The following is a 22,539-nucleotide window of genomic DNA, read 5'->3' on the forward strand; positions in this document are numbered from 1 at the left end:
TGCACCCGTCGCCGGGCTAGCCTGGGGGCATGCACGATCACGCGCCCGCGCCCGGCGGTCTCCGTTCGGCGAGCAGCCGCCGCCTGCTCGCGATCTCCCTGACCCTCACGGCCACCGTGATGATCGTGCAGGTCGTCGGAGCTCTGCTCACGGGCTCGCTGGCGCTGCTCGCGGACGCCGCGCACATGTTCACGGACGCCTCGGCCCTCGTGATCGCGCTGATCGCCGCGACCGTGGCGGCGCGGCCCGCGGACGACCGGCGGACGTTCGGCTACCAGCGCGCTGAGGTGTTCGGCGCGCTCATCAACGCGGTCATCCTCATCGCCCTCGCCACGGTCGTCGCCGTGCAGGGCGTGCAGCGGCTGCTGAACCCCTCCGAGGTCGAGGTCGCGGGCGGGCTGATGCTCGTCGTCGCCGTCGTCGGCCTCGTCGCGAACGCGGTGTCGATGTGGCTGCTCAGCCGGGCCCAGCGGACGAACCTCAACGTGCGCGGCGCCTACCTCGAGGTGATGGGCGACCTGCTCGGCTCGCTGATGGTCATCATCGCCGCCGGTGTGATCCTCGTGACGGGCTGGATGCCGGCCGACGCCCTCGCCTCGCTGTTCATCGCGGCGATGATCATCCCCCGGGCATTCGTCCTACTCAAGGAGGTGTTCTCCGTCCTCGCCGAGTCGGCGCCGAAGGGCATGGCCGTCGGCGAGATCCGCACTCACCTGCTCGGCTACGACGGCGTCGTCGGAGTCCACGATGTGCACGTGTGGCAGCTCACCCGCGGAGCCCCCGTCTTCACCGCGCACGTCAGCGTGCGCCCGGACCTGCTGGCGGACGGCCGCTCGGCGGCGTTGCTGTCGGAGATGCAGGCGTGCCTCGCGGATCACTTCGACGTGGCGCACTCCACGTTCCAGATCGAACCCGCCGAGCAGAGCGACTGCGAACCGCACCACGCCTGAGGGCGGGAGCCGCTCACGCCTCGACGGTGATCTCGTCGACGGTCTTGTCCGGGCGCAGACCCCGCCAGCGGGCGTGCCGGAGGATGCCGTCCGGCGTCCAGTTCGCGAACTCCACCTCGCCCACGAGTTCGGGGCGCACCCACAGGGCGTCCGAGGCGTCCGGGCGGGGGACGCCGTCGAGCGGTGCGCGTGGCACCCGCAGCGGCTCCAGGCGGGCCAGGAGGTCGCGGAGGATGCGATCCGTGAAGCCGGTGCCCACGCGGCCGATGTAGCGGAGGTCGCCACCCTCCGGGATCGCGAGGAGGAGAGAGCCGAGAGTGCCCTCGCGCTCGCCCTTCCCCGGGCGGATGCCGACGATCACCGCCTCCTGCATGCGGGTGTTCTTGAGCTTGAGCCAGGAGGGTGAGCGCTGGCCGGCACGGTACCGGGAGGCGGGATCCTTCACGACGACGCCCTCCAGCCCGAACTCCTCGCTGGCGGCGAGCGCTGCGTCCACGTCGTCGAAGACGGGAGGGACCTGGATGGGCGCGTCGACCCCCGCCACGATGTCGCGGAGCAGAGTGCGGCGCTCGCGGAGCGGCATTCCGGTGAGATCGTGGCCGTCGAGACGGAGCAGATCGAACAGCATGTACACGATCGGTGTGCGCACGACCTCGCGCTCGATCTCCCGGGGCCGGGTGAGGTGCATGCGGTTCTGCAGCAGGGAGAAGCTCGGCCGGGCGGCGCTGTCGAAGGCGACGATCTCCCCGTCGACGATCGCCTCGTCGACGGGGAGGAACGGGGCACCGTCGGCCGTCAGCTCGGGATAGCGCGCGGTGATGTCGGTGCCGCGTCGGGCGTGCAGCGACATGTGCCCGTCGCGCCAGGTGCCGATCGCACGGATGCCGTCCCACTTCACCTCCACCCATGACGGCGAGCTGAGGCTGCGGGCGATCGCCGGGGTGCCGTTCTCGGCGAGCATCGGCGCGAGCGACGGGAGAGTGGTCCCGGTGGGGGACGCCGTCTGCTCGGCGAGCGGCCGGCCGCGACGGGCGGGGGAGGGCGCCGCCGCCCGGATCGCGGGAGCTCGAGCCGCTGTCGCGGCGTGCGCGTTCGCCGGCAGAGCAGGAGTGTCGGGGCGGAGGGAGGAGAGCGGATCGAATCCGGCGTCTGCGCGCGCGAGCACCTCGTCCAGCTCGAGGTGAGCGAGGTCCGGGTCGTCGAGCTCCTCCCAGGTGCGCGGCGCCGCGACGCCGGGGCGGGCGCGCCCGCGCAGGGAGTACGGGGAGATCGTCGTCTTCTTGCCGTTGTTCTGGCTCCAGTCGAGGAACACCTTGCCCCCACGCACGGCCTTGGACATGACGCTCGTGGCGAGGTCCGGGTGCTCGTTCTCGATGATGCGCGCCAGCTCTTTGACCACGGCGGAGACCTCGTCGCTGGTCTGCTCGCCGGGCAGGGCCGCGTAGAGGTGGATGCCCTTGCTGCCGCTGGTCACGGGCAGAGGGTCGAGCCCCATCCCGGTGAGGAGCGTCCGAGCGATCCGGGCGACCTCGGCGCACTGCGCGAGGTCGGCGCCGGGTCCGGGGTCGAGATCGAGCACGAGACGGTCGGGACGGCCGGGAAGCCCCTCCGGGGTGAACCGCCACTGCGGCACGTGCAACTCGATCGCCGCGACCTGCGCGAGCCAGACGAGCGTAGGCACGTCCTCCACCAGCGGGTAAGACTTGGGGCCGTCGGAGTGCTGGATGTCCTGTCGGGGGATCCAGTCCGGGGCGCCGGGCTCGAGCTGCTTCGTGAAGAAGGAGTCCTCGGGAGCGGCGGCGGTGCCGACCCCCTCGACCCAGCGCTTGCGGGTGACCGGGCGGCCGTCGAGGAGCGGGAGGAGGAGCGGGGCGATGGTGGTGTAGTAGGCGATGACCTCGCCCTTGGTCGTGCCCGTCTCCGGGTAGACGACCTTGTCGAGGTTGGTCACCCGCAGCCGTCGGCCCTCGACCTGCACGACCTGCGCCTCTCCCACCATGGAGCCAGCGTAGTCAAGGGGTGGTCGTGACGGGTGTGGCTGGTGTCTACTGGTGTGATGAGGACGATCTGGAAGGGCGCCCTGACGTTCGGGCTGGTGAACGTGCCGGTCAAGGTGTACTCGGCGACCGAGGACCACGACGTGCCGCTGCATCAGGTGCATGAGAAGGACGGCGGTCGCATCCGCTACCAGCGCACGTGCGAGGTGTGCGGCGAGACGGTGGCCTACTCCGACATCGATCGCGCCTACGTCGACGACGGGCAGACCGTCGTGCTCACCAAGGACGACCTCGCGGCGCTGCCGGCGGAGAAGAGCCGCGAGATCGATGTCGTGGAGTTCGTGCCCTCCGATCAGGTCGATCCGCTCACCCTCGACAAGCCGTACTACCTGGAGCCCGACTCGAAGTCTCCCAAGGCGTACGTGCTGCTGCGCAAGACCCTCGAGCAGACCGACCGCACCGCGATCGTGCGGTTCACGCTGCGTCAGAAGACACGGCTCGCCGCGCTGCGCGTGCGGGGCAAGGTCCTCGTGCTGCAGACGCTGCTCTGGTCGGACGAGGTCCGAGAGGCGGAGTTCCCGTCGCTCGACGAGGACGTGCGGATCTCGAAGAAGGAGCTGGAGTTGTCCTCGTCGCTCGTGGACAGCTACTCGGCCGACTTCGATCCCGAAGAGTTCGTCGACGAGTACCAGAAGGAGCTCCGCACCCTCATCGACGCGAAGATCGAGGCCGGGGAGACGTTCGACGTGGCGGAGACCTTCGGCGGCGATGCTGAGAAGGCGGCCGACGGCGGCGAGGTCATCGACCTGATGGAGGCGCTGCGTGCCAGCGTCGCCCGCTCCAAGGAGAAGCGCTCCAAGAACGCGGGCTGATCCGCGGCCTGGTCAGTGCTTCCCGTCGCCGTCCAGGTCGGGGGCTCGATCGAACACGTCGGCGTCGAGGACGAGCTCCTCGGCCTCCTCGTGATCGGTCACGACGTCCTCTCCTGCGGCCGCGGCCTTCTTGGCCTTGTGACGCTCGGAGAAGTAATGCCACAGGGTGACGAGCGCGGTGCCGCCGACGGCGATGAGCAGGATGATGTCGATGTACTCGACGACGAGGTGGCGGATCCACGGGATGTAGGCGATGAGGTAGCCGACCATCGTGAGTCCGAAGCCCCAGATCATCGCCCCGATGAAGTTGTAGAGCGAGTAGCGCCGCCACGGCATGTGGCCCACGCCCGCCGCGACCGGGGCGAACGTGCGCACGATCGGCACGAAGCGCGCGAGGATCACGGTGAGGCCGCCGAAGCGCTCGAAGAACGCGTTGGTGCGCTCGACGTTCTTGCGGCTGAAGAGGCCGGACTCCTTGCGTTCGAACACGGCAGGACCACCCTTGTGGCCGATGACGTAGCCGACCTCGCCGCCGATGAACGCGGAGAGCGCGATGAGGAGCGAGACGACCCAGATGTTCACGCCGAAGACGTTGCTCGTGTGGGTCAGCAGGCCCGCGATGATGAGCAGAGTGTCACCGGGCAGGAGGAAGCCGACCAGCAGACCCGTCTCGGCGAAGATGATGAAGCAGACCACGAGGAGCGCCCACGGACCCGCCGCCCCGATGATCGTCTGCGGATCGAGCCACGGGATGAGCGCGGTAGGGGCGTGCAGCATGCTTTCGAGCACTGGCGGGATTCCCGTCGGTCGTGAGGTGTCGGCGGTGGAGCGATGCGGGCACCGAAGCACCCGTCGTGCGGAAGGTGGGACTTGAACCCACACGCCCTGGGGCACAGGAACCTAAATCCTGCGTGTCTGCCAATTCCACCACTCCCGCGCGGTGGCTTCAGTCTACTGACCCGCGCCCCGTTCGACCCTGGGGATCGTCCCGCAGTTCCGCGCCGTCACGCCGAGCGGCGACGCTCCAACCGGACGACGGCGACGAGGACTCCGGCCGCAAGAGCCCCGAGTCCTCCCATGGCCATGTCGCCGATGGTGTCTTCGTAGGTGACGAAGATCTCGTCGGTGACGAAGGTGCGGCCCGCCCACTCGATCATCTCCCACACGGCGCTCGCCGCGAGCCCGATCACGGTGCAGAGCACGAGGGGGATGCGGGCGCGGAACGCCGCGGACTCCTGCGCCGTGACGACGCCGAGGCGGGAGAGCACGAGGTAGCCGGTGGCGGCGAGGGCTCCCGTGCAGACGAAGTGCACGACGAGGTCCCACCCGGTGAGCGTGCGGTACAGGTCGAACACGTTGCTCGCGGCGGCGATGAGCACGATCAGGCCGATGGCCAGGTCGATGCCGCCGCGCATGCCGAGGACGCGGGGGAGCATGAGGGCGGGGAGGGCGAGTGCGAGTATGCCCGCATCCGTCGGGGTCGACCAGATCGCCGCGACGAGGACGCTGAGGACGCCGATCACACGAACGGCGTCGGCGCCGTACTCGGCGATGGAGTGCGGCGGGCGGAGGAAGTCCTCCTTCATGCGGTCTCCTCGGGTGGGATGGCGCCGTGGGCGAGGTCGATCAGGGCCTGCACGGCGAGATGATCCGACGGCCAGCCTCCTCCATACTGCCGGGCGTTGATGCCCGCCCGGCGCACGGGCAGCGCGGGGGAGGTGAGGATGCCGTCGATGCGGCGTCCTCGGCGGGGTGACCGGTAGCCGGCGAACGTGCTCCAGGCCGGTGTGCGGCGGGAGACGGCCGCCGTCCACGAGTCGCGGAGGACGTCGTCGGCTTCGACGGCGCACCACGGTGCCGTGCCGGCGGGGGCGTTGAAATCCCCGACGAGGACGACGGGGCTCTCCGCCGCGGCGGCGACGTCGTGCACCGCCTGCGCTTGACGGAGCCGGGCCCACGGCGAGAACGCGTCGAGGTGGGTGTTGAGCACGGTGAGGGCGGCGCCGGTGCGGCGGTCGCGGAAGGACGCCTCCACCACCACCCGCGGGGAGACGCTCAGCCAGGAGCGGGAACCGGGGCGGTCGGGGGTGCGGGAGAGCGCGACCTGTCGCCAGCCGCCCAGTTCCAGTCGGTCGGCGTCGTAGAAGAGCGGACAACCCTCGCCGCGGGGTCCGGCGAGGCGGCCGTGGCCGACGCGGTGGAACGACGGGCCGAGCGCGGCGGAGACCTCGGCAGCCTGCGCGGGCAGGGCCTCCTGTACGCCGAGGATGTCCGGCCGCTCCGCGCGGAGGAGCGCGGTGAGCCGGGGACGTCGAACCGACCAGCGGTCGGCGGGCGGCCAGGCGAGCGCGCCGAGGTCGCGGCGGATGTTGAGGGTCATGACGTGCAGCTCGGTGGTGGACGGCGATCCGAGGAGCGGCGCGGTCATCGGCGGGCTCCCGGCGCGGGGACTCCGAGGCGGTGCAGCACCCGGCGCAGCGCGAGCCGCACCCAGCGCACCGGAGGGAAGTCCTCGGGCCAGTGCACGAGGACGGTGCGAGCGCCGATCCAGGAGCGGCGGGCGAAGGAGCGTCCGCTGCCGAACGGGCGCATGGAGATGCCCATATCGGTGTGCAGGAGCCAGCGGATGCGGTGGAGCTCGCCGACATGGAAGGCGAGGTCGAGGTCGTCGTGAAGCGCGGCATCGTCGCGGTGCACCCGGTCCCGGACGGCGAGCCAGGCCGAGCGGCGGAGGGCGAGGTTCGATCCGAACAACGGCCCGTGGCCCAGGGCGGAGCCGCACACGACGACGTAGGAAAGGAGGTAGGCCGCCGCGAGGGGCCTCCGCAGGAACCGGGGACCGTCGACGAAGTGCGCCCCGCCCGTCCAGGCTCCGACCCGCGGATCGCGTGTGCACGCGGTCGCCATCGTCTCGACCCACCGCGGCCCCGGTACCCCGTCGGCGTCGAGCCGCAGGATCACGTCGCCCGTCGCCGCGTCGTAGCCGCTCGCGCTCGCCGCGGGGATGCCCGGAGTGTCGCACCGCACGACCCGCGCGCCGTGCCGGGCGGCCACCGCGGCCGAATCGTCGGTCGAGGCGTTGTCCACGACGATGATCTCGTCGGGCGGGAGTGTCTGCCGGGCGAGGGCGCGGAGGCATCGCCGCAGTTCCGCCGCATCGTCCTTGACCGGGATGACCACGCTCAGGGTCGGTTCAGGGGCGGCTGGTGTGGCGCGGTGCACGTCGTCTCCTCGCAGGTCTGCTCCTCAGCCTAGGGAGCGCGACCACAGGGGACGTACCGGTTGACACCGGGGCGGGCGGCTCGATACGGCGGCGTCAGGACGAGCCCTCGATGCAGACGGCCTGCCCCTCGACGAACGTGTCGATCGCAGTCCGGCGGAGTGCCTGCTCGCGGTCGGGGTCCGCGGCGTCGCCGTTCTGGACGCCGACGCGGTAGTCGTAGAGCGCGCGCAGGTCGTCGCTTACGGCCGTCGCCGCTTCCTGTACCTCGCCGTCGACGTCGAGATCGGCGTATTCGTCCGCCAAGTCCTTCAGGCGCTCGGTCTGCTCCGGAGTCGCCGTACCGCCGACCGTGTCCTGCGCGAAGAAGGCCTCGAGTTCGGTGTCGACGGCGGCCACGCTCTGGCACTGCAGGAGATCGGGACCACCGGTGCAGCCGGACAGGAGGAGAACGCCGAGGAGCCCGCACGAGACAGTGAACCGCTTCATGCCTGCACCGTATCGGGTGCCGGACCGCCTCCGTTCGGAGGCCGCGCAGGGGGGTGTGGATAACTCCGCGGGCCGGGAGCTGATCGTTGCGAGGATGCAGGGATGGAGCAGCCCGCGTCGATCATCGCCGACCTCGTTCGGCGTCGGCTGCGGACCGAGGGTGTGGATCCGGCGATCGACCCAGAGCGGGCGCGGGAGGTTACAAGGGCGGAGGTGCGGCGCCACGACGATCGGGCTCTCGCGCGGGGCGGCGTGCTCGTGGAGGACGAGGCGGCGTGCGTGCGGGACGTTCTCGCGGCGGTGAGTGGGTTCGGCGCTCTGCAGCCCCTGCTCGACGACCCCGGCATCGAGGAGGTGTGGATCAACGGAGACGGGTTCGTGCATACCGCGCGGGGTGGTGTGGCGGAGCGGACAGCGCTGCGGCTGGACGAGGCGACGGTGCGGGATCTGGTGGAGCGCATGCTGCAGGCGACGGGGCGGCGCGTGGACATAGGGCAGCCGTTCGTCGATGCCTCGCTGCCGGACGGTTCGCGGCTGCACGTGGCGATCGCCGATGTCGTCCGCGGGTCGTGGGTGGTCAACATCCGCAAGTTCCTTCCCGGGCACCGCTCGCTCGACGCGCTGACGGCGCAGGGCGCGCTGACTCCTGATGCCGCGCATGCCCTGGGTGAGGCGATGCGGGCAGGTGCGTCCGTGATCGTGTCCGGGGCGACCCACGCGGGAAAGACGACCATGCTCGGCGCGTTGCTGGCCGCCTGCGCGGCGGACCAGCGCATCATCACGGTCGAGGAGACATTCGAGCTCGCGGTGGACGGCCCCGATGTGGTCGCGCTGCAAGGGCGTCAGCCCAGCCTCGAAGGCACGGGTGAGATCACGCTGCGGCGGTTGGTGAAGGAAGCTCTGCGGATGCGACCGGACCGGCTCGTGGTCGGAGAGGTGCGCGATGCGGAGGCCCTCGACCTCGTGCTGGCACTCAACACCGGCGTCCCCGGCGCCTGCACTGTCCACGCCAACTCCGCTGTGGAGGCGCTCGACAAGCTGTGCCTGCTGCCGCTCCTCGCCGGGCGGAACATCGACCGCGGCTTCGTCGCTCCGGCGATCGCGTCGTCGGTCGATCTCGTCGTCCACTGCGCGCGGGATGCGGCAGGCCGACGATACGTCGAGGAGATCGTCGCCCCGACGGGTGAAGTGGTCCAGGGACGGGTGCTCAGCACTCCGGTCTTCGGCGCCGCCGCACACCGGCCGCTACGGTCGACCTCGGTCGGTTCGGGGGTCCTCGCATGACGATCCTCCTCGGCGCGACGCTTGCGGCCGGCGTGCTCCTGACCCTGTCGCCATGGCTGTGGCCGACGGGAGAGCGCTCCACCTCCACGCCGCACCGCGGACGCCTGGTGCGTCTGGCGGGTGAGGCGGGGTTCCCGTCCCTGCAGACCCGCTCCCTCGTGATCGGCATCGCCGGCGCCGCCCTCGGTGCGGCGTCCCTCGTCTGGCTCGTCACGGGGAGTGCCGCGCTCGCGGTCCTCGCCGGGATCGCCGGCGGGACTGCGCCGATCGCCTACCTGCGCGGCCGACGACTGCGGCTGCGGCGTCTGCGCCGGCAACTCTGGCCCGATGTCTGTGACCTGCTGATCGCCGCGATCCGCGTCGGCCTGTCGCTTCCGGATGCGGTGGCCACCCTCGCCGAGTCGGCGCCCCCGGCGCTCCGCCCCGCATTCGGCGTGTTCGCCCGAGACCTGCGGAGCAGCGGACGGTTCGACGCGAGTCTCGACCGGTTGAAGGTCGTCCTCGCCGATCCGCTCGGGGATCGGATCATCGAGACGCTGCGGATGGCGCGGCAGGTCGGCGGCACCGAGCTCATCGGCGTGCTGCGGGCGTTGTCCTCATCCGTCCGTGCGGACGCGGCGCTCCGCGGCGAGGTCGAGGCGCGGCAGTCGTGGATCCGGGGAGCCGCCGTCCTCGGCGCCGTGGCGCCGTGGATCATCCTCACCCTCCTGATCCTCCGTCCGGAGGGGGCGAAGGCGTACAGCACACCGGAGGGCATCGTCGTGATCGTCGTGGGCGCGGTCGTCTCGGTCGTCGCGTTCCGCCTCATGATCCGGATCGGTCGGCTACCCGAGCCGCGTCGGTGGTTCGGGTGAGCGGGCTCTCCGCACTCGCCGTGGCCGTGCTGCTCGGCGGCGGCTTCGCGGCGGGGGTCCTGGCGCTTCTCTCCGGCCTGCCGCGATGGCGGGCTGCGTCGCTCGCTTCACGGATCGCGCCGTACATCCGCGACGTCGTCGACGATGACGTGCTGCCGCGGGAGGCTCCTCCCCGGGCCGGCGCGTTGCCTGCCGGTGGATTCCGCCTGGGAACCGTCGGTGGGGAGATGATCGACCGCGTCCTCGGCGGGAGCGAGGGACTCCGACGACGACTCGCGCAGGCGGGCTCGCCCCTCGATCCCGTCGCCTTCCGTGGACGCCAGCTCGCCTCAGGTGTGGTCGCGCTCGTCTGCGGAGCGCTCGCCGTCATCGTCCTCGTGCTGATCGGTCGGTGGTCCGTTCCCGTCGGTGCCATCCCGCTCCTGGCGGGAGCGGCGGGCGCCGTCGGCTACGACATGCGACTCTCGGCGCGGGTGCGGGCACGGAAGGTGCGCCTCACCGAGGAGTTGCCGACGACCCTGGAGTTCCTGGCCCTCTGCCTCTCTGCGGGCGAGGGCTTCCTCGACGCCGTGAAGCGCGTGGCCGGCGTGGGGTCGGGGGAGCTCACGGTCGAGCTGCGTCGCGTGATCGTGGAGGTCGGGACGGGGTCGTCCCTCGCCGACGCGCTGGCCGCCATGGCGGGTCGGCTGGAGCTTCCGGGGCTGACCCGAGCCGCGGACCAGATCGTCGCCGCGCTCGAGCACGGCGCACCCCTCGCCGCGGTGCTGCGCGCACAGGCCGATGACACCAGGGAGGAGGCCAAGCGCACGCGCATCGAGCAGGCCGGACGGAAGGAGATACTCATGCTCCTGCCATGCAAAATGGTGTAAGCATACTTTACCGCAAGGCGTCGACGGTATGCGTACATGTAGTGGCCGCCGACACGCGGACCAATGGTTGAACCTGTGAGGCGTACAGGTTGGAGGCGTAACGTCGCGCTATGGAGACACAGACACGAACGAGCGGCGCAGATACCGCGACGCTGGGCCTGGGATCGGTGCTGGTGGGTTCGTTGCCTGCGGCGCTGATGACTGATGAGGCCCCGGATCGTTACACGGTGGAGGCGGTGTTCACCCGCCGCCCCGAACGGGACGAGATCACGGAGATCCTGGGGAGCGAGACGCGGGAACGTCTCGCGAAGGCTGGGTACTCGACTGTTGAGGTGACGATCTCGGATCGTCGCTTGGAGATCGCAAACACGAATCTCGAGGAGTTGCGCGACGGTCTCGGTGGGGTGCTCGCCGACCGGCTCGCGGAGATCAGCGAGGGTGTCCGCGCCAGGCAGGATGCGGCGGCGGTCCGGTTCCGCGAGGCGGCCGCGGGCGAGCTTGACAGGGCGGCCTCTGTCGCGGCTCTCGCGGAATCAGTAACGTTCCGCACCTCCGGGACACGAGTGCCTGAGCCGGATCGGCGTGCCGCGACGACCGACGATCGTGCTCGCATCGACGACTGGACTGACGAAGGTGGCCACGGGCGTTGATGACGTCCATGGCCAGGGGATGTGAGGCGCATCATGAATGGGTTCCGTTCGACCACACCGCGCTCGGAAGATCGACACGGCGGCCGGGCCGGTAGCGAGTTCACGGCCCTGGCGAAGACGATCCGGGATCAGGGGTTGCTGCGTCGCCGGTATGGGTATTACTGGTCGAAGCTGATCGGTCTACCGCTTGTGCTCGCCGGCAGTCTGCTGGCGTTCGTGTGGATCGGTGACACGTGGTGGCAGCTGTTCACGGCGGCGTTCCTGGCCGTCGTGTTCACGCAGATCGCCTTTCTCGGCCATGATTCGGCGCACCGGCAGATCTTCGTCTCGGGCAAATGGAATGACTGGGTGAGCCTCGTCCTCGGCGACCTGCTGGTGGGGATGAGCTACGGATGGTGGCAGCACAAGCACACCCGCCACCACGCGAATCCGAACAAGCTGGGGTCCGATCCCGACATCGATCTACCGGTGATCGTCGTCGCCCCGGAGCGTGCCGCACCGAGAGGACGGGTCCTGTCGTGGTTGCGGTCGCACCAGGGGATCTTCTTCTTCCCGATACTGCTCCTGGAAGGCATCTCGCTACATGCGTCCGGGGTGCGTCGGGTGGCCACGCGCGGGCCACTGAGCAGACGATGGGTCGAGATCGGGTTCCTCCTGATCCGCCTGGTCGGGTTCCCGGTTCTCGTCTTCCTCGAGCTCTCGCCGGGCATCGCATTCGTGTTCCTCGCGGTGCAGCTCGGGCTCTTCGGGTTCTACATGGGCGTCTCGTTCGCCCCGAACCACAAGGGGATGCCGATCGTGCCCCGCGACGCGAGCTTCGACTTCCTGCGCCGCCAGGCGATGATGAGCCGGAACATCCGCGGCGGTCGTCTGCTCGACACCGCGATGGGCGGGCTGAACTATCAGATCGAGCATCACCTCTTTCCGTCCATGCCGCGTCCTCACCTGCGCAAGGCAGCGCCCATCATTGCCGTGTACTGCCGGAGCCATGATGTGCCGTATGTGCAGACGGGGCTGTTGGCGTCCTATGCGATCATCGTGCGGTACATCAACCGTGTCGGGCTCGGGGAGCGTGACGTGTTCACCTGTCCCCTGGTCGAGCAGCGCCGCTACATCGCCGCAGTCCCGCAGTGAGCACGCACGACCACCCGGCAGCCGGGCGACGGCACGCCGCTGTCGTCTACAACCCTGTGAAGACTCCGCTGGAGGGGCTCCGGCCCGTGGTTGCGGAGTGTGAGGCCGAGCACGGCTGGGAGCAGACGCGCTGGTACGAGACCCGCAGCGACGACGCGGGCCGGGCCGCCGCGGAGCACGCTCTCGTTGCTGCTCCGGCGGTGGTGATGGTCGCGGGCGGCGACGGCACGGTCCGAGCCGTCGCGGAGGTGATGCAAGGGACGGGCATCCCGGTCGCGCTGGTTCCCCTGGGTACCGGCAATCTTCTTGCTCGTGATGTCGGTGCGCCGCTCAACGACATCGCCGCCTGCGTTTCCGTTGCGTTCTCGGGTGAGGACCGGTCCGTGGATGTCGGGGTGGCTGAGCTCGAGGACGAGAGCGGCGCCCGGCGTTCGCATACGTTCATGGTCATGGCGGGTATGGGACTGGATGCGGAGATGGCGGAGAGCACGAGCACCGTTGCGAAGAAGCATCTCGGCTGGTTCGCGTATGTCACACCGATCGCCCGCTCGGTCATCTCGAACAAGCTCTTCCATCTCGACTACCGAATCGACGGAGGGCGGGTGAGGTCGACGCGGGCGCACACGGTCATCGTCGGCAACTGTGGAACCCTGACAGGGAACATGTTGCTGATCCCCGCTGCAGTTATCGACGACGGGCTGTTGGACGTCGTGATGATGCGCCCGACAGGACGCTTCGGGTGGGCGCGGATCGGAACCCGCCTCACCCTGCAAGGCCTCGCTCGACGTTCCCTGCTCAGCCGCAGATTCCTCCAGCAGGCGCCCGACCTTCATGCACTCGCCTACGTACAAGGACACCGGTTCGAAGCCCGGTTCGACGCCCCTCACCTCATCGAACTCGACGGCGACAGCTTCGGTCACATCACCCGTGTTCGAGTCAGCGTCCGCCCAGGCGCCCTGCAAGTGTCGGGCCAAACCAGGTCGGTGGAGAAGAGCAGCATGGCGCAACAGTGGCCGTCACGCCCGTAGAAAACCCAAAAGCACGAACCGCGCTCTGTGGGCCCCGGGCGGGGGGACTACGCCTTGGCGCGCTTGGCGCGCTGCCGGAGTATCCCGAAAATCAGGGTGCCGATGAAGAGCACGATTCCGATAATGGCCAACCAGAGCAGGCCCTCGAACACGAATCCCACGATCGACAGCACCACCCAGGCCACAAGCAAAATGAGAAGAACTGTCCACATGTCGCTCACCCTACGCTCAATCGCCCGAGAATACCGGTGATCAACGACATTGCCTCTGCGCGATCTATCCGTGCCCGCGGCTGACCGGAGGATTCACAGACCGGGCTGACATAGTAAAGGAGTGCTCCGCCTCGGTGATGGCATACCGATCCGAGGAGAAGGGGGCGCTCATGCCCGCATGGTGGGAACAAGTTCTACACATCACAACCGGTCGCATCAGCCGCCACGACGAACTCCCCGATCTCCGGCACCTTCCGACGCGGCCTGTCGTGCTGGAACGAACCCACTACCTCGTGAACGACCGCGAACGCGACAGCCAAGCGCCTCGCACCTACGTCCTTCGCACCCAGCCCCGCACACGACGAGCCCCCGCCGGGGTCGCCGTCACCTCCAACGGACGCGGCGTCGGACATCTGCCGGCCGATGCAGCAGGCGCTATCAGCCCGCTTCTCGATGAGCTCGGCGGAGCGGCAATCGTCAACGGTACCGGACCGAAGGCCGGAAGCATCCGACTCCGGATCGACCTGCCAGCCCCTGATGCAGTCGGCGAGTTCATCCGGACGCTCGCCACCACGCTCGACTGTCCTGAATCGCTACCTACTCCGAGACGATGATGCAGGCTCCTCGACTAAAGACGCTGGCAACCTGACAACATCAACTCATGGATGTCGCCGCGCTTATTGTCTCCATCGTCGCTGTTCTCGTCTCTGTGATCGGAACCGGTTTGTCCAACCAGCGTTCCAAGGAGGCCCTTCGGGAATCCCGTAAGGCGGTCACGACCGCGCTTTGGTCGGCCCTTCAGGAGGCGATACAACGGCTCGTCGCGTTCGATCCGACCACCGAGCCGGTGGGGGAGCGCCTCGCGAACCTACGCATTGCGATGATCGACCTGGCGGACGAGTACACCGACTGGGCAGGCCTCGACACCTGGCTAGAGGCGGAGCGTGCCCTGGGGGCGACCATTGCTCGTCAGGTCATGGATGCAGCGCAGCCCGGCGACAGTGTGGAGCAGCGGCTCCGGAACCTTGACCCGCTTATGAGTTGGACGCAGGCGCTCAGTCAGAACGTGCGACGGTTCCGGGCCACGGGGTACGACGCGACAGCCCTCGCCAAGCTGGAATCACACGCGAGAGACCTCATCAAGCAGATTCACGAGCGCCACGGGTGGGAATTGCCGCCGACCTCGAACCCGCGCCTGGAGCCTTTGGACTAGTGCATCGCTAAGCGGCACTGAGGCGCTGCTGCACCTTGGCCACGGCGTTACCCGTCCAGGGCTTGCCCGTGGCGGTGGTGAGCCCCTCGGCGTTGAGGGTATCGGCGGTGGCTGCCAGCGTGTGAGCAGCGCGCAGGGCCAGCAGGCGCGCCCCCGTGGCCTCCGGCAGCACGGACACCCGGCCCATGTGCTTCCCGGCCCGCTTCGCCGCCTGCATTGCGGCGCTGGTGCGCTCCCCGATGACCTCGCGTTCCCACTCGGCTACCGACATCATCACGTTGGCGACGAGCTTGCCCGTGGGGGTGCTGGTGTCCACGCCGAGGTCGATAGCCACGACGGCCCACTTGCGCGCAGCGGCCCGCTTGAGGATGCCCGAGAAGTCATGCACGCTGCGGCTGAGGCGGTCGAGCTTGGCTACCACGATGCCGTCAACGTCACGGCGCTTGGGCGGGACGTGCAGCCGGGTGAGCGCGGCCTGTAGCTGCGGGCGATCAAGCGACTTGGCACTGAGGCCCTCATCCACGTACCAGACCATGTCCCACCCGTGCGCGTCGGCGTACCGCTGGATGGTGTCGCGCTGCGCGTCAAGCCCGAGGCCGCTGCTGGCCTGCTCCTCAGTTGACACCCGCAGGTAGCCGATCATGGTGGTCATGGTCAGCGGTTGCCCTTGCGCGCCGTGGTGGCCTTCTTGACAGGTGTGGCCTTGGTGATGGGTGCGGGCGAACCCTCCCGGCAGCCGTCACAGAAGTCGATGCCGTGCGTGTAGTAGGCAGCCGACTGGGTCGCCGCGTAGACGTGCGTCTTGTGCTCTTCGCAGAAGGTGACCCACTTGCCGCCCTCGGGGTCGAGGCCGATCTCTTCGGGGTGAGCGACGGTCAGCTTTTCGCCAGTGGCGCGGATGGTGCGAGTGAACATGGTGGACTCCTTAGCTGATTCGCACATTTGTTCGATACATGAACCGTAACACTGAAGGGTCCCCTTCATGCACAATTTGCTCAAGATTGGTTCCTATTGATGGGCAATGTGATGACAGAGTGCCGGTGCTGTGGGTACGCCAGAGGCCCCCCAGCATGTGCCAAGGGGGCCTCTGGGTGCTGGGCGATGCACCGCCCAGCGGGTGAGGGCAAAGGAGTTGAAATCCCTCACCCGGTCATGCGTCAGACGTTCGGCGCCGCGTACGTCATCTGGTTGGACAGGTTGTATGCGCCGCCGCTGGTGTTCGCCTCGACGTAGGCCAACGCCGCAGCCGCTCCAGCCGTCTCCGGGAACGCCGCCCGCCAGGTCTCGACCACACCGCTCATGCCCGTGTTGCTGGCACGGATGCCGATGGCGTGGGCCATCTCGGCGTCATCGTTAGCAATGGCGTCGTTCAGCATGTCCACCGCCTCCTGCTGCTCGATGATCTTGCGGGCGCGGTCACTGGCATCACGGCGCAGCATGATCGAGTTGGCGTCGGTCGGCCGGTGCCCACGGAACTCCTTCTCGACCTGGTCGCGCAGGTTCTTGACGAACGTGTCCTGCTCGGCCTTGATGCCGTCGAGCTTGGCGCGGGTGTCCTTGTCCAGCGCGGCCAGGTGCTCCTTCTTTGCGAGGTCGCTGGTCATGGGATCATCTTGGATCGCCTTGCGGGCGGTGCGGTGCGCGTCCTTCACCTGCGCGGCCTGATCCTTGAAACCGTTCAGGGCGGTGGGAAGGATCTGCTCGACGGACTTGGCGGTTGACTTGCTCATGGTGTTTCTTCCTTCTGTGTGATGGGTGCCGTGGATACCGCCCCGGCGTCGGTGGTTGATGTGCGCGGGCGACCCCTGCCGCGTGAGGCCCGGTCGATGCCAGCCCAGTAACCGGCGTCAACCCTCGACGCGACGGCGTAGTGGTGGCAGAGGTCACGGATGGGACAGCGCCCGCAGATGACGGAGCACTCGTCCCGCTGGTCGTCGGTTCGAGAATCTGCGACGAACAGGTGCAGGCCGCTGCAAGGTGGCGCGTAGTCCTCCAACGCGGCGTTCAGGTCGGCCCATGCGTCATCAGTGCTCATGGCCCTCCTCCTGCGTCCTGTTCTGAACCGCCGCACAGCCGTGAAGGTTTTTCATTCCTCGACCGCCTCCCGCATGCCCGCTGTCGGGTTGACGACGACCGAATCCGGGTCGATATCATCGGCAGCGACGATGGTGCTGTCATCCAGTTCGAGGGCCATGACGCCCTCGAGTTCGCCAATGGCCCAGACAGTGCCCGCGTGAAGCACGTTCATGCCGGTGTCATAGGAGACGCGCGAAATCATGTCGGGGTACACGAGTGGGCGGCATCCTTCGCGAAGGCGGAAGAGCACTTCATCGTCAACGCGGATGGTGATGGTGGCTTCACTCATGGCGCTTACCTGCCTTCCGGGTGGTCGATGACGTGCGACGCGTGCCCGTGGCCCTGCGGGGGTGTACATAACCCCCTGGGTTGGCTGAGTTGCCTGAGTTGCTATCCAACTCACTAAACTCACCCAACTCAGGGGTATATATGGCCATGTACCGCCCGCTGTCGTCTTTGGATGCGAGGTCACGCGCCGACAGGCGCACCAGCGCGTTACGGACGGTTTGCAGCTTGGCGTCACCGTCGTAGAGCTCGTAGGCTTCAGCGGGCGTCAACGGCCCGTGCTCCTTCAGGAGTTCGAGCATCTTGTGGCCGACCTTGCCCTGCCGCTCGACCCGCTCCCGCACCTGACGTTCCTGTGCAGCTAGCCGCGCCTTCCCTGCGCTGCGACCGTCGAACGTCCACACGACGCCTTTGAGCGTCATGCCGAACCGGGCATCCTCGACGTCACGGCTGTTACGGATGAGCGTTGCCTCGGGCTTCTGCCGGTCGGGCCTGTCCATCACGAAGATGCCGTCCACGGCGCCCGTGAGCCCGTGCGTGCCCGACGATGAGTCGACGCTGTCCCCGGTCTTGTCCTTGCGGTTGTGATGCACGATCAACACGGACGCGCCCGGGTCGTCGGCGCACAGCTTCTGGATGGGCTGCAAGGTGCGCTTCTCGTGCAGCATCGGAGCCAGGTCACGCGGCTTCGGCCCCATCACTTCGGACAGGGTGTCGAGGATGGCCAGGGGTGACTGTCCCTTGTGCCGCTCCATGAACTCCCGCATCACGGCAAGGGCTGTGTCGGGGTCAGTGTGGAACTCGAACGTGGAGGGCACCGACGTCAGGCCGAAGTCGGTCAACCGCTTGGCCAGCCGGCGATCACCCGATTCCAGGTCGAGCAGCAGCACCGGGCGCGCCGCGACCCTGATCGAACCGAACGCCTTCCCGCCACGCGCGCAGGCAATGGCCAGCATGAGCGACAGCAGGCTCTTGCCGATCTTGGGTGCGGCCACCAACAGGTGACACCCGTCGGGGATTACGTCGGGCACGATCCAGTCCAGGATGGGGAAGTCCTGCTTGAGTAGGTCGGCTACCGAACGGGGCTTGGGCGGAGCTGCAAGCTGCTCGGCCTCTTCTTCCGACAGCAGGTCTGCTTCCGGCACCCGTGGGGTGCTGGTCTTCTTGCGGGGGGTCATGCGTGCTGCTCCTTCCGGGCCGACAGCACAACGCGCTCGGCCTCACTGCGGCTGAAGCCGTTGTCCTCTGCGGCGTCGATGAGTAGTTCCAGCCCGCGGTCGCCAACCCCGGCCTCATGCGCACGGCTGGCAGCCCAGAACAGGCCGTCGTGGCGCTCGCCCGACTGCAGGCCGCGAACGAATGACGCGAGCGCCACCGGACTCGCGGTCGTGGGAGTCTTGGGCTTTGAACCCCTGCGCGGCAGCATCAATTTGATGACCTCGCGGGGGAGCGTGGCCACATCGCGCGTCACCCATCGGTAGGGGCTGCCCGAGTCCGGGTGGATGCTGGGCGGCATCACCATGTAGCCGTTGATCTTGACGTCGATGCCACGCGGCACGCTGCCCCTGTACGGCTGCACGAACGGACGCATGTAGTACAGGTGACGCCCGCCGTCGCGCCTGCCGCTGACCACTTCCAGCGTGGGCGGAAGCTCCACCCCGGCGCGCAACTCGAGGTCTTGCAGGTTGCCCCCGTTGCGGGGATCAACGTCGAGCACAATCAGGCTGCGGGGAACCGGAGCGCCGATGTTGTAGTCATGGTCAGCCCACATGCGGCGGATGGTGCGCCGGTCGATGGTGGCGTCAAGGTGGCCGTGAGGCGTGACAGGCTTCTTGCCGTCGAGCGGCAGCACCGCCCATCCGGCCTCGGCGAGTTCGAGCGCGGCGCGCAGCATGCGGTTCATGACGCCACCACCGGGCCAGAGGCGACCGTGTCAGGCGTCCAGTAGAACAGGGCGTCGCACTTGTCATCGCACCGCGCACGTAGGCCGTGCAGGGTGTCCAGGGCCCATTGCAGGTCTTCACGAGTGTGGAAGGTGCGCACGTCGATTTGGAAGGCTGGCCCCTCGCTGCCACCGGACAGGTGGGCGTACCCGTACCCGCCCTTGGCCATGTCAGGGAAGCGCAGGGCGGTCTCGCGCAGCCACGGCTTGAACCATTCGAGCGACGGGCCGTTGCGCAGCACCGAGTTCTGCTCAGCTTCGGTCAGGAGCTTCTTGCCGGGGTAGTCGACCGGGACTGCGGTGCTCATTTCGCACCCCGCAGCAGACCTGTCAGGCGCTTGACCTGGGCAGGGGTCAGTGGCGGCGCTACGGCTAGCGCGCGCTCGATTGCATCAGCGATCTTGGCTTCGGCAAGGCCACTGCGACCCTTGGCCTCTCGCTCAGGATCCTTGAGGCGACGCCCGACCATGATGTCGGACTGCGCCTTGGCGCGATTTGGAGAATTGGAGCTAGACAACGGAAAACTCCCCACGGAGTCAGGTCAGCGCTTGGCTGACTAACTGACTCCCGGTGAGGAGTTGGAATGTGACCTTGCTTTTGTATCCCGCCGATCACCAGCGGCTATTCAGTTGTATGTGTTGAGCCTACAGGGCTAGTTCGCCCGCAGCCTGCGCCCGCGTGAGACGGTTCTGCAGGTCCTCGTGACGGGGCTGCTCATCACGGCCACACGCGCACTTGAAATGCGGCGTGGGGTAGCCGACGAGCGTGCCATCCGTTTCGGCCTGGATGAACCAGTGATGGTCCTCCCCATACCGGTCAACCCGCTCCCACACGTCGTCCGACTCAGACCAGCGGTACTGAGCGACGATGCGCGAGGGGTGGCTCCCGTGGCGCTTGGTGCCCCGGCAGACCACCTTGATAGTGGATTGCATGTTTGCTATTATGCCCCGCCGAGCAGCGAGCGATGCAATTCGCCCCCTGCGGCGTGTTTGGCTCTGAGGCGCGCGGGGTGCCTGGAGTAGGGGTGTGGGGCTGCGAGCTACCGCTAGACCGCTCAGAGAGCGCTCAGAGCCGCTCGCGTCGGCCCCAGTTGCGCCACACGATCCGCACTAGGTCGGGGTCGAATGCCCTGCCGCTGCCCTGCGGCTCGATCACCACCACGGCCAGCGCGTCGATGATCGCGCGCCGATTGTCAATGTGCAGCCCCGCCCACGTCTGTCGAGCCAGCGGCCCCGCCACGTCCACCGGCACCCGAGCAGGCATCGACTCGGCCACGGTGCGCTCATGCGCGGTGCGGTCGGCCCGCAGGCGTTCGGTGATGCGGCGAAGCTGGTCGCCGGTGAGCACGCCGTCCGCGAACTGATCGGCAGCCGTGGCTAGGCGGGCGTCAATGGCCTCTATGGCGTCCCGCGCCTTCTGCGCAGCACCCGTGTCGCCCTGGCTGAATAGCTGCGCTGCATCCGGCTGCTCAAGGCGGCGCAGGATGACTTCAGTCACGAACTCGTCCACCGGCTCCTGGATGCGGCGCACCTTGTGACAGGTGCCGCAGGCGTACGCGGCCTTGACCGGCTTGGACTTCTGCCCTGGCTTCGGCGTCCACCCCGGTATCCGCTTCATGCGCCCGCCCAGCGTGTCACCGCAGCGGCCACACACGGCCAGCCCTGACAGCAGGTGAACGGGAGTGCGCCCGCCCGTGCCCTGCGCGCGGTTCGGGTCGGTGAGCAGCGCTTCAAGCCGTGCGTGCGTGTCCTCGTCGAGTATCGCTGGGTGCAACTCGGGGTTGAACGTGCCGACCACCTTGCCCCGGTGGGTGCGGAGGCCCGCGAGTGACGGGCGGCGGATGAGCTGCCGCAGTGTGATGCCCTGCCAAGGCGCACCAGCAGGGGAGGGGATGCCACGCGCATTGAAGTCGGTAGCGATGCCCCGCAGCGAGTCCCCAGCCAGCACCCGGCGCGCAGCCTCACGGATGACCACGGCCTCAGCCTCCACGATCACATCGTGCCTGTCCTCTCGTCGGTAGCCATAGCCAGGGCGTGCGGTCGGCAGCCCATCAGCAGCGCGGGCATCGGACGCCGCTAACTGACGGCGTGCCTTGCGCTTGGACTCGATGCGGCCCATTGCTGCGCGTACCGTGGACATGAACTCGCCCGAGTCGGTAGCCGGGTCGACATAGCCATCACGCGCGGTGTCCCACACCACCCCGGCAACCTCGCACGCGGCGTGCAGCTCTAGCTTCTCTTCGACGTTGCGTGCTAGGCGCTCTTCCTCAGTGGCCACGATGACACGCCAAGGGGCACCGGTCTCAGCATCGGCAAGCATCCGCTCGAAGTCAGGGCGCTCCTTGTGCCCCAGCGCGCTGATGCCGTCGTCGGTGTAGCGCGCGACGATGCGGTAGCCACGAGTGGCGGCGTGCTGCTCGTTCTGTGCGTGCTGGTCGGCCACCTTGTCACGGGTGCTGACCTTCTCGCTGATGCGCGCGTAGCTTGCCGCGGGGATAAGTGTCATGGGAAAAGGTTACTACCTAATACTGTGCCCGTTGGTGTTCCTCATCCTCCCGTTGTCCGTCGTGTTCGCGATCTACCCTGGCCTGTTCATCCTGCGGCTCGGCATCGGATGAGTGGTCGTCGGGGGAGGCCGTGGGGGCTTACCTTTTGTCTATGGGAAGTCTCGAGTACAACAGCTCTCGTCCGCCGATCGAGGTCGACGACACCGTGCTGGCGCATCTGAAGATCGTGATCTCCACGAAGCTCCGGCGCCAGGAGAGCTTCATGATGACGTGGCCGTCGGGGAAGAAGAGCCCTGGCCGACTGTCCGCGTGGATGCACCCGGCGATCCCGCTGGTGCTCGAGTTCGACGCCGAGCCGCCGCCGGCGATCGATCCGGCCCGGGTCAGTCACATGATGGAGCGGCTGAACGCCCGCGGTGAGCTCGTCATCGACGAGTTCACCTCCTGATCCCACGGCGGCTCTCCGCGGCGCTCAGACGTCCCAATCCGGCAGTCCGCCGAGGTCTGAGGCGAGGCTCCCCTCGTCGGAGGCCTTGACCTGGAAGAGGAAAACCCGCGAGGTCGGGTGGACGAGCACGCTCGCCAGGCCGTCCGACGTGGCGAACGAGACGAAGGTGGGTTCAGCGCGCGCGGCGGCCTCGATCCTCTCTCGGAGGGCGGCGACATCGGTGCCGCGGGGCAGGGGATAGGTGAGCCCGTCGATCTCGACTCTGGCCCGCATCTCATCGTCAGGTCCAGGGCGCATGCGTGACAGGCTATCCCTCGTCCGGACGACCGGACCCGGGGTTGTGCGATTCGCGTGACGGGAGTACAGGGCCTCGCCGCTTCGCCCTCCGCGCGCCGATGACGATGACGATGACGGCGACGAGGATCACCACGCCGACGACGATCGCGATCAGCACCGGAATCGACGGCAGCAGGGGGTTGGGCTCCATAGGCGGGAGCCTATTGCGTTCCG

At 68.2% G+C, this 22,539-nt stretch carries 29 protein-coding genes and 1 tRNA gene; 10 read left to right on the forward strand and 20 right to left on the reverse strand.

What is annotated here, in order from left to right:
• The first annotated feature begins 29 nt into the window (after positions 1 to 29).
• Positions 30 to 950, forward strand: coding sequence for a cation diffusion facilitator family transporter (locus AB1285_RS04220; protein WP_025105315.1), 921 nt, complete (start codon positions 30 to 32; stop codon positions 948 to 950).
• 13 nt (positions 951 to 963) lie between these two features.
• Here the strand turns inward: AB1285_RS04220 and ligD are convergent, their stop codons facing one another.
• A complete protein-coding gene (gene ligD / locus AB1285_RS04225) occupies positions 964 to 2,949 on the reverse strand; it encodes a non-homologous end-joining DNA ligase (RefSeq protein WP_370428477.1) in 1,986 nt (661 codons plus the stop codon).
• Positions 2,950 to 3,006: 57 nt separating this feature from the next.
• Here ligD and AB1285_RS04230 point away from each other — a divergent pair, with 57 nt between their 5' ends.
• On the forward strand, positions 3,007 to 3,819 hold the full coding sequence (locus AB1285_RS04230; RefSeq protein WP_187661912.1) for a Ku protein: 813 nt from the start codon (positions 3,007 to 3,009) through the stop codon (positions 3,817 to 3,819).
• A gap of 12 nt (positions 3,820 to 3,831) precedes the next feature.
• Here AB1285_RS04230 and AB1285_RS04235 read toward each other — a convergent pair whose 3' ends face one another.
• The 6 genes from AB1285_RS04235 to AB1285_RS04260 form a co-directional block, all read right to left on the reverse strand.
• Entirely contained in the window at positions 3,832 to 4,596 is a 765-nt protein-coding gene (locus AB1285_RS04235; RefSeq protein ID WP_259954214.1) for a DedA family protein, read from the reverse strand.
• A gap of 78 nt (positions 4,597 to 4,674) precedes the next feature.
• Positions 4,675 to 4,756 (reverse strand) — tRNA-Leu (locus AB1285_RS04240).
• Positions 4,757 to 4,823: 67 nt separating this feature from the next.
• Complete coding sequence (locus AB1285_RS04245; protein WP_280568815.1) at positions 4,824 to 5,405, reverse strand: hypothetical protein; 582 nt, start codon at positions 5,403 to 5,405, stop codon at positions 4,824 to 4,826.
• Positions 5,402 to 6,247, reverse strand: a complete 846-nt coding sequence (locus AB1285_RS04250) for an endonuclease/exonuclease/phosphatase family protein (RefSeq protein ID WP_370428478.1) — start codon at positions 6,245 to 6,247, stop codon at positions 5,402 to 5,404. Before AB1285_RS04250 ends, AB1285_RS04245 begins: the two co-directional genes overlap by 4 nt.
• Positions 6,244 to 7,041 (reverse strand): glycosyltransferase family A protein, encoded by a 798-nt coding sequence (locus AB1285_RS04255; RefSeq protein ID WP_366237665.1) that lies wholly within the window; start codon positions 7,039 to 7,041, stop codon positions 6,244 to 6,246. Before AB1285_RS04255 ends, AB1285_RS04250 begins: the two co-directional genes overlap by 4 nt.
• Before the next feature lie 94 nt (positions 7,042 to 7,135).
• Positions 7,136 to 7,528: a hypothetical protein gene (locus AB1285_RS04260; RefSeq protein WP_268776847.1), complete on the reverse strand. Its 393-nt coding sequence runs from the start codon at positions 7,526 to 7,528 to the stop codon at positions 7,136 to 7,138.
• Between the two features lie 102 nt (positions 7,529 to 7,630).
• Here AB1285_RS04260 and AB1285_RS04265 point away from each other — a divergent pair, with 102 nt between their 5' ends.
• The 6 genes from AB1285_RS04265 (at position 7,631) to AB1285_RS04290 (ending at position 13,347) form a co-directional block, all read left to right on the forward strand.
• Positions 7,631 to 8,812 (forward strand): CpaF family protein, encoded by a 1,182-nt coding sequence (locus tag AB1285_RS04265; RefSeq protein WP_370428479.1) that lies wholly within the window; start codon positions 7,631 to 7,633, stop codon positions 8,810 to 8,812.
• On the forward strand, positions 8,809 to 9,666 hold the full coding sequence (locus tag AB1285_RS04270) for a type II secretion system F family protein (protein ID WP_370428480.1): 858 nt from the start codon (positions 8,809 to 8,811) through the stop codon (positions 9,664 to 9,666). Before AB1285_RS04265 ends, AB1285_RS04270 begins: the two co-directional genes overlap by 4 nt.
• On the forward strand, positions 9,663 to 10,535 hold the full coding sequence (locus AB1285_RS04275; protein WP_370428481.1) for a type II secretion system F family protein: 873 nt from the start codon (positions 9,663 to 9,665) through the stop codon (positions 10,533 to 10,535). The genes AB1285_RS04270 and AB1285_RS04275 overlap by 4 nt, the downstream gene beginning before the upstream one ends.
• 110 nt (positions 10,536 to 10,645) lie before the next feature.
• Positions 10,646 to 11,185 carry a hypothetical protein gene (locus AB1285_RS04280; protein WP_429977421.1) on the forward strand — a complete coding sequence of 180 codons (540 nt, stop codon included), beginning with the start codon at positions 10,646 to 10,648 and terminating at the stop codon, positions 11,183 to 11,185.
• A gap of 33 nt (positions 11,186 to 11,218) precedes the next feature.
• Positions 11,219 to 12,319, forward strand: coding sequence for a fatty acid desaturase family protein (locus tag AB1285_RS04285; RefSeq protein ID WP_370428483.1), 1,101 nt, complete (start codon positions 11,219 to 11,221; stop codon positions 12,317 to 12,319).
• Positions 12,316 to 13,347, forward strand: coding sequence for a diacylglycerol/lipid kinase family protein (locus tag AB1285_RS04290; protein ID WP_370428484.1), 1,032 nt, complete (start codon positions 12,316 to 12,318; stop codon positions 13,345 to 13,347). The genes AB1285_RS04285 and AB1285_RS04290 overlap by 4 nt, the downstream gene beginning before the upstream one ends.
• A gap of 47 nt (positions 13,348 to 13,394) precedes the next feature.
• Here the strand turns inward: AB1285_RS04290 and AB1285_RS04295 are convergent, their stop codons facing one another.
• Complete coding sequence (locus tag AB1285_RS04295; RefSeq protein ID WP_370428516.1) at positions 13,395 to 13,568, reverse strand: hypothetical protein; 174 nt, start codon at positions 13,566 to 13,568, stop codon at positions 13,395 to 13,397.
• 652 nt (positions 13,569 to 14,220) lie between these two features.
• Between AB1285_RS04295 and AB1285_RS04300 the strand changes: the two genes are divergently transcribed.
• Positions 14,221 to 14,772: a hypothetical protein gene (locus AB1285_RS04300; RefSeq protein WP_370428485.1), complete on the forward strand. Its 552-nt coding sequence runs from the start codon at positions 14,221 to 14,223 to the stop codon at positions 14,770 to 14,772.
• A 7-nt stretch (positions 14,773 to 14,779) separates the two neighbouring features.
• Here the strand turns inward: AB1285_RS04300 and AB1285_RS04305 are convergent, their stop codons facing one another.
• The 10 genes from AB1285_RS04305 to AB1285_RS04350 form a co-directional block, all read right to left on the reverse strand.
• Positions 14,780 to 15,424: a recombinase family protein gene (locus AB1285_RS04305; protein WP_370428486.1), complete on the reverse strand. Its 645-nt coding sequence runs from the start codon at positions 15,422 to 15,424 to the stop codon at positions 14,780 to 14,782.
• A gap of 2 nt (positions 15,425 to 15,426) precedes the next feature.
• The gene (locus AB1285_RS04310) at positions 15,427 to 15,687 is read right to left on the reverse strand and encodes a hypothetical protein (RefSeq protein ID WP_370428487.1); all 261 of its coding nucleotides are present in this window, start codon (positions 15,685 to 15,687) and stop codon (positions 15,427 to 15,429) included.
• A gap of 242 nt (positions 15,688 to 15,929) precedes the next feature.
• Positions 15,930 to 16,502: a hypothetical protein gene (locus AB1285_RS04315; protein ID WP_370428488.1), complete on the reverse strand. Its 573-nt coding sequence runs from the start codon at positions 16,500 to 16,502 to the stop codon at positions 15,930 to 15,932.
• Positions 16,499 to 16,807 carry a WhiB family transcriptional regulator gene (locus AB1285_RS04320; RefSeq protein WP_370428489.1) on the reverse strand — a complete coding sequence of 103 codons (309 nt, stop codon included), beginning with the start codon at positions 16,805 to 16,807 and terminating at the stop codon, positions 16,499 to 16,501. The genes AB1285_RS04315 and AB1285_RS04320 overlap by 4 nt, the downstream gene beginning before the upstream one ends.
• A gap of 51 nt (positions 16,808 to 16,858) precedes the next feature.
• Positions 16,859 to 17,137: a hypothetical protein gene (locus AB1285_RS04325; RefSeq protein ID WP_370428490.1), complete on the reverse strand. Its 279-nt coding sequence runs from the start codon at positions 17,135 to 17,137 to the stop codon at positions 16,859 to 16,861.
• The gene (locus AB1285_RS04330) at positions 17,130 to 18,311 is read right to left on the reverse strand and encodes an AAA family ATPase (RefSeq protein ID WP_370428491.1); all 1,182 of its coding nucleotides are present in this window, start codon (positions 18,309 to 18,311) and stop codon (positions 17,130 to 17,132) included. The genes AB1285_RS04325 and AB1285_RS04330 overlap by 8 nt, the downstream gene beginning before the upstream one ends.
• A complete protein-coding gene (locus AB1285_RS04335) occupies positions 18,308 to 19,036 on the reverse strand; it encodes a bifunctional DNA primase/polymerase (RefSeq protein ID WP_370428492.1) in 729 nt (242 codons plus the stop codon). Before AB1285_RS04335 ends, AB1285_RS04330 begins: the two co-directional genes overlap by 4 nt.
• Positions 19,033 to 19,383, reverse strand: coding sequence for a hypothetical protein (locus AB1285_RS04340; protein ID WP_370428493.1), 351 nt, complete (start codon positions 19,381 to 19,383; stop codon positions 19,033 to 19,035). Before AB1285_RS04340 ends, AB1285_RS04335 begins: the two co-directional genes overlap by 4 nt.
• Positions 19,384 to 19,719: 336 nt before the next feature.
• On the reverse strand, positions 19,720 to 20,007 hold the full coding sequence (locus AB1285_RS04345) for a hypothetical protein (protein WP_370428494.1): 288 nt from the start codon (positions 20,005 to 20,007) through the stop codon (positions 19,720 to 19,722).
• A gap of 133 nt (positions 20,008 to 20,140) precedes the next feature.
• On the reverse strand, positions 20,141 to 21,580 hold the full coding sequence (locus tag AB1285_RS04350; protein WP_370428495.1) for a recombinase family protein: 1,440 nt from the start codon (positions 21,578 to 21,580) through the stop codon (positions 20,141 to 20,143).
• Between the two features lie 152 nt (positions 21,581 to 21,732).
• On the opposite strand from AB1285_RS04350, the gene AB1285_RS04355 reads away from it, so the two are divergent.
• Complete coding sequence (locus tag AB1285_RS04355; RefSeq protein WP_187661902.1) at positions 21,733 to 22,029, forward strand: hypothetical protein; 297 nt, start codon at positions 21,733 to 21,735, stop codon at positions 22,027 to 22,029.
• 24 nt (positions 22,030 to 22,053) lie between these two features.
• On the opposite strand, the gene AB1285_RS04360 is transcribed toward AB1285_RS04355, so the two are convergent.
• Both AB1285_RS04360 and AB1285_RS04365 read right to left on the reverse strand, forming a co-directional pair.
• Positions 22,054 to 22,326, reverse strand: coding sequence for a hypothetical protein (locus tag AB1285_RS04360; RefSeq protein ID WP_187661901.1), 273 nt, complete (start codon positions 22,324 to 22,326; stop codon positions 22,054 to 22,056).
• 10 nt (positions 22,327 to 22,336) lie between these two features.
• On the reverse strand, positions 22,337 to 22,516 hold the full coding sequence (locus AB1285_RS04365) for a hypothetical protein (RefSeq protein ID WP_280568798.1): 180 nt from the start codon (positions 22,514 to 22,516) through the stop codon (positions 22,337 to 22,339).
• Positions 22,517 to 22,539 lie beyond the last annotated feature (23 nt).

The organism is Microbacterium sp. NRRL B-14842, assembly GCF_050470785.1.

Excerpts from the sequence above, each read along its gene's own strand:
- AB1285_RS04220 (WP_025105315.1), top strand. The coding sequence starts at position 30 with ATGCACGATCACGCGCCCGCGCCCGGCGGTCTCCGTTCGGCGAGCAGC.
- ligD (WP_370428477.1), bottom strand. The coding sequence starts at position 2,949 with ATGGTGGGAGAGGCGCAGGTCGTGCAGGTCGAGGGCCGACGGCTGCGG.
- AB1285_RS04230 (WP_187661912.1), top strand. The coding sequence starts at position 3,007 with ATGAGGACGATCTGGAAGGGCGCCCTGACGTTCGGGCTGGTGAACGTG.
- AB1285_RS04235 (WP_259954214.1), bottom strand. The coding sequence starts at position 4,596 with ATGCTGCACGCCCCTACCGCGCTCATCCCGTGGCTCGATCCGCAGACG.
- AB1285_RS04245 (WP_280568815.1), bottom strand. The coding sequence starts at position 5,405 with ATGAAGGAGGACTTCCTCCGCCCGCCGCACTCCATCGCCGAGTACGGC.
- AB1285_RS04250 (WP_370428478.1), bottom strand. The coding sequence starts at position 6,247 with ATGACCGCGCCGCTCCTCGGATCGCCGTCCACCACCGAGCTGCACGTC.
- AB1285_RS04260 (WP_268776847.1), bottom strand. The coding sequence starts at position 7,528 with ATGAAGCGGTTCACTGTCTCGTGCGGGCTCCTCGGCGTTCTCCTCCTG.
- AB1285_RS04265 (WP_370428479.1), top strand. The coding sequence starts at position 7,631 with ATGGAGCAGCCCGCGTCGATCATCGCCGACCTCGTTCGGCGTCGGCTG.
- AB1285_RS04270 (WP_370428480.1), top strand. The coding sequence starts at position 8,809 with ATGACGATCCTCCTCGGCGCGACGCTTGCGGCCGGCGTGCTCCTGACC.
- AB1285_RS04280 (WP_429977421.1), top strand. The coding sequence starts at position 10,646 with ATGGAGACACAGACACGAACGAGCGGCGCAGATACCGCGACGCTGGGC.
- AB1285_RS04285 (WP_370428483.1), top strand. The coding sequence starts at position 11,219 with ATGAATGGGTTCCGTTCGACCACACCGCGCTCGGAAGATCGACACGGC.
- AB1285_RS04300 (WP_370428485.1), top strand. The coding sequence starts at position 14,221 with ATGGATGTCGCCGCGCTTATTGTCTCCATCGTCGCTGTTCTCGTCTCT.
- AB1285_RS04305 (WP_370428486.1), bottom strand. The coding sequence starts at position 15,424 with ATGACCACCATGATCGGCTACCTGCGGGTGTCAACTGAGGAGCAGGCC.
- AB1285_RS04310 (WP_370428487.1), bottom strand. The coding sequence starts at position 15,687 with ATGTTCACTCGCACCATCCGCGCCACTGGCGAAAAGCTGACCGTCGCT.
- AB1285_RS04315 (WP_370428488.1), bottom strand. The coding sequence starts at position 16,502 with ATGAGCAAGTCAACCGCCAAGTCCGTCGAGCAGATCCTTCCCACCGCC.
- AB1285_RS04320 (WP_370428489.1), bottom strand. The coding sequence starts at position 16,807 with ATGAGCACTGATGACGCATGGGCCGACCTGAACGCCGCGTTGGAGGAC.
- AB1285_RS04325 (WP_370428490.1), bottom strand. The coding sequence starts at position 17,137 with ATGAGTGAAGCCACCATCACCATCCGCGTTGACGATGAAGTGCTCTTC.
- AB1285_RS04330 (WP_370428491.1), bottom strand. The coding sequence starts at position 18,311 with ATGACCCCCCGCAAGAAGACCAGCACCCCACGGGTGCCGGAAGCAGAC.
- AB1285_RS04335 (WP_370428492.1), bottom strand. The coding sequence starts at position 19,036 with ATGAACCGCATGCTGCGCGCCGCGCTCGAACTCGCCGAGGCCGGATGG.
- AB1285_RS04340 (WP_370428493.1), bottom strand. The coding sequence starts at position 19,383 with ATGAGCACCGCAGTCCCGGTCGACTACCCCGGCAAGAAGCTCCTGACC.
- AB1285_RS04345 (WP_370428494.1), bottom strand. The coding sequence starts at position 20,007 with ATGCAATCCACTATCAAGGTGGTCTGCCGGGGCACCAAGCGCCACGGG.
- AB1285_RS04350 (WP_370428495.1), bottom strand. The coding sequence starts at position 21,580 with ATGACACTTATCCCCGCGGCAAGCTACGCGCGCATCAGCGAGAAGGTC.
- AB1285_RS04355 (WP_187661902.1), top strand. The coding sequence starts at position 21,733 with ATGGGAAGTCTCGAGTACAACAGCTCTCGTCCGCCGATCGAGGTCGAC.
- AB1285_RS04360 (WP_187661901.1), bottom strand. The coding sequence starts at position 22,326 with ATGCGCCCTGGACCTGACGATGAGATGCGGGCCAGAGTCGAGATCGAC.
- AB1285_RS04365 (WP_280568798.1), bottom strand. The coding sequence starts at position 22,516 with ATGGAGCCCAACCCCCTGCTGCCGTCGATTCCGGTGCTGATCGCGATC.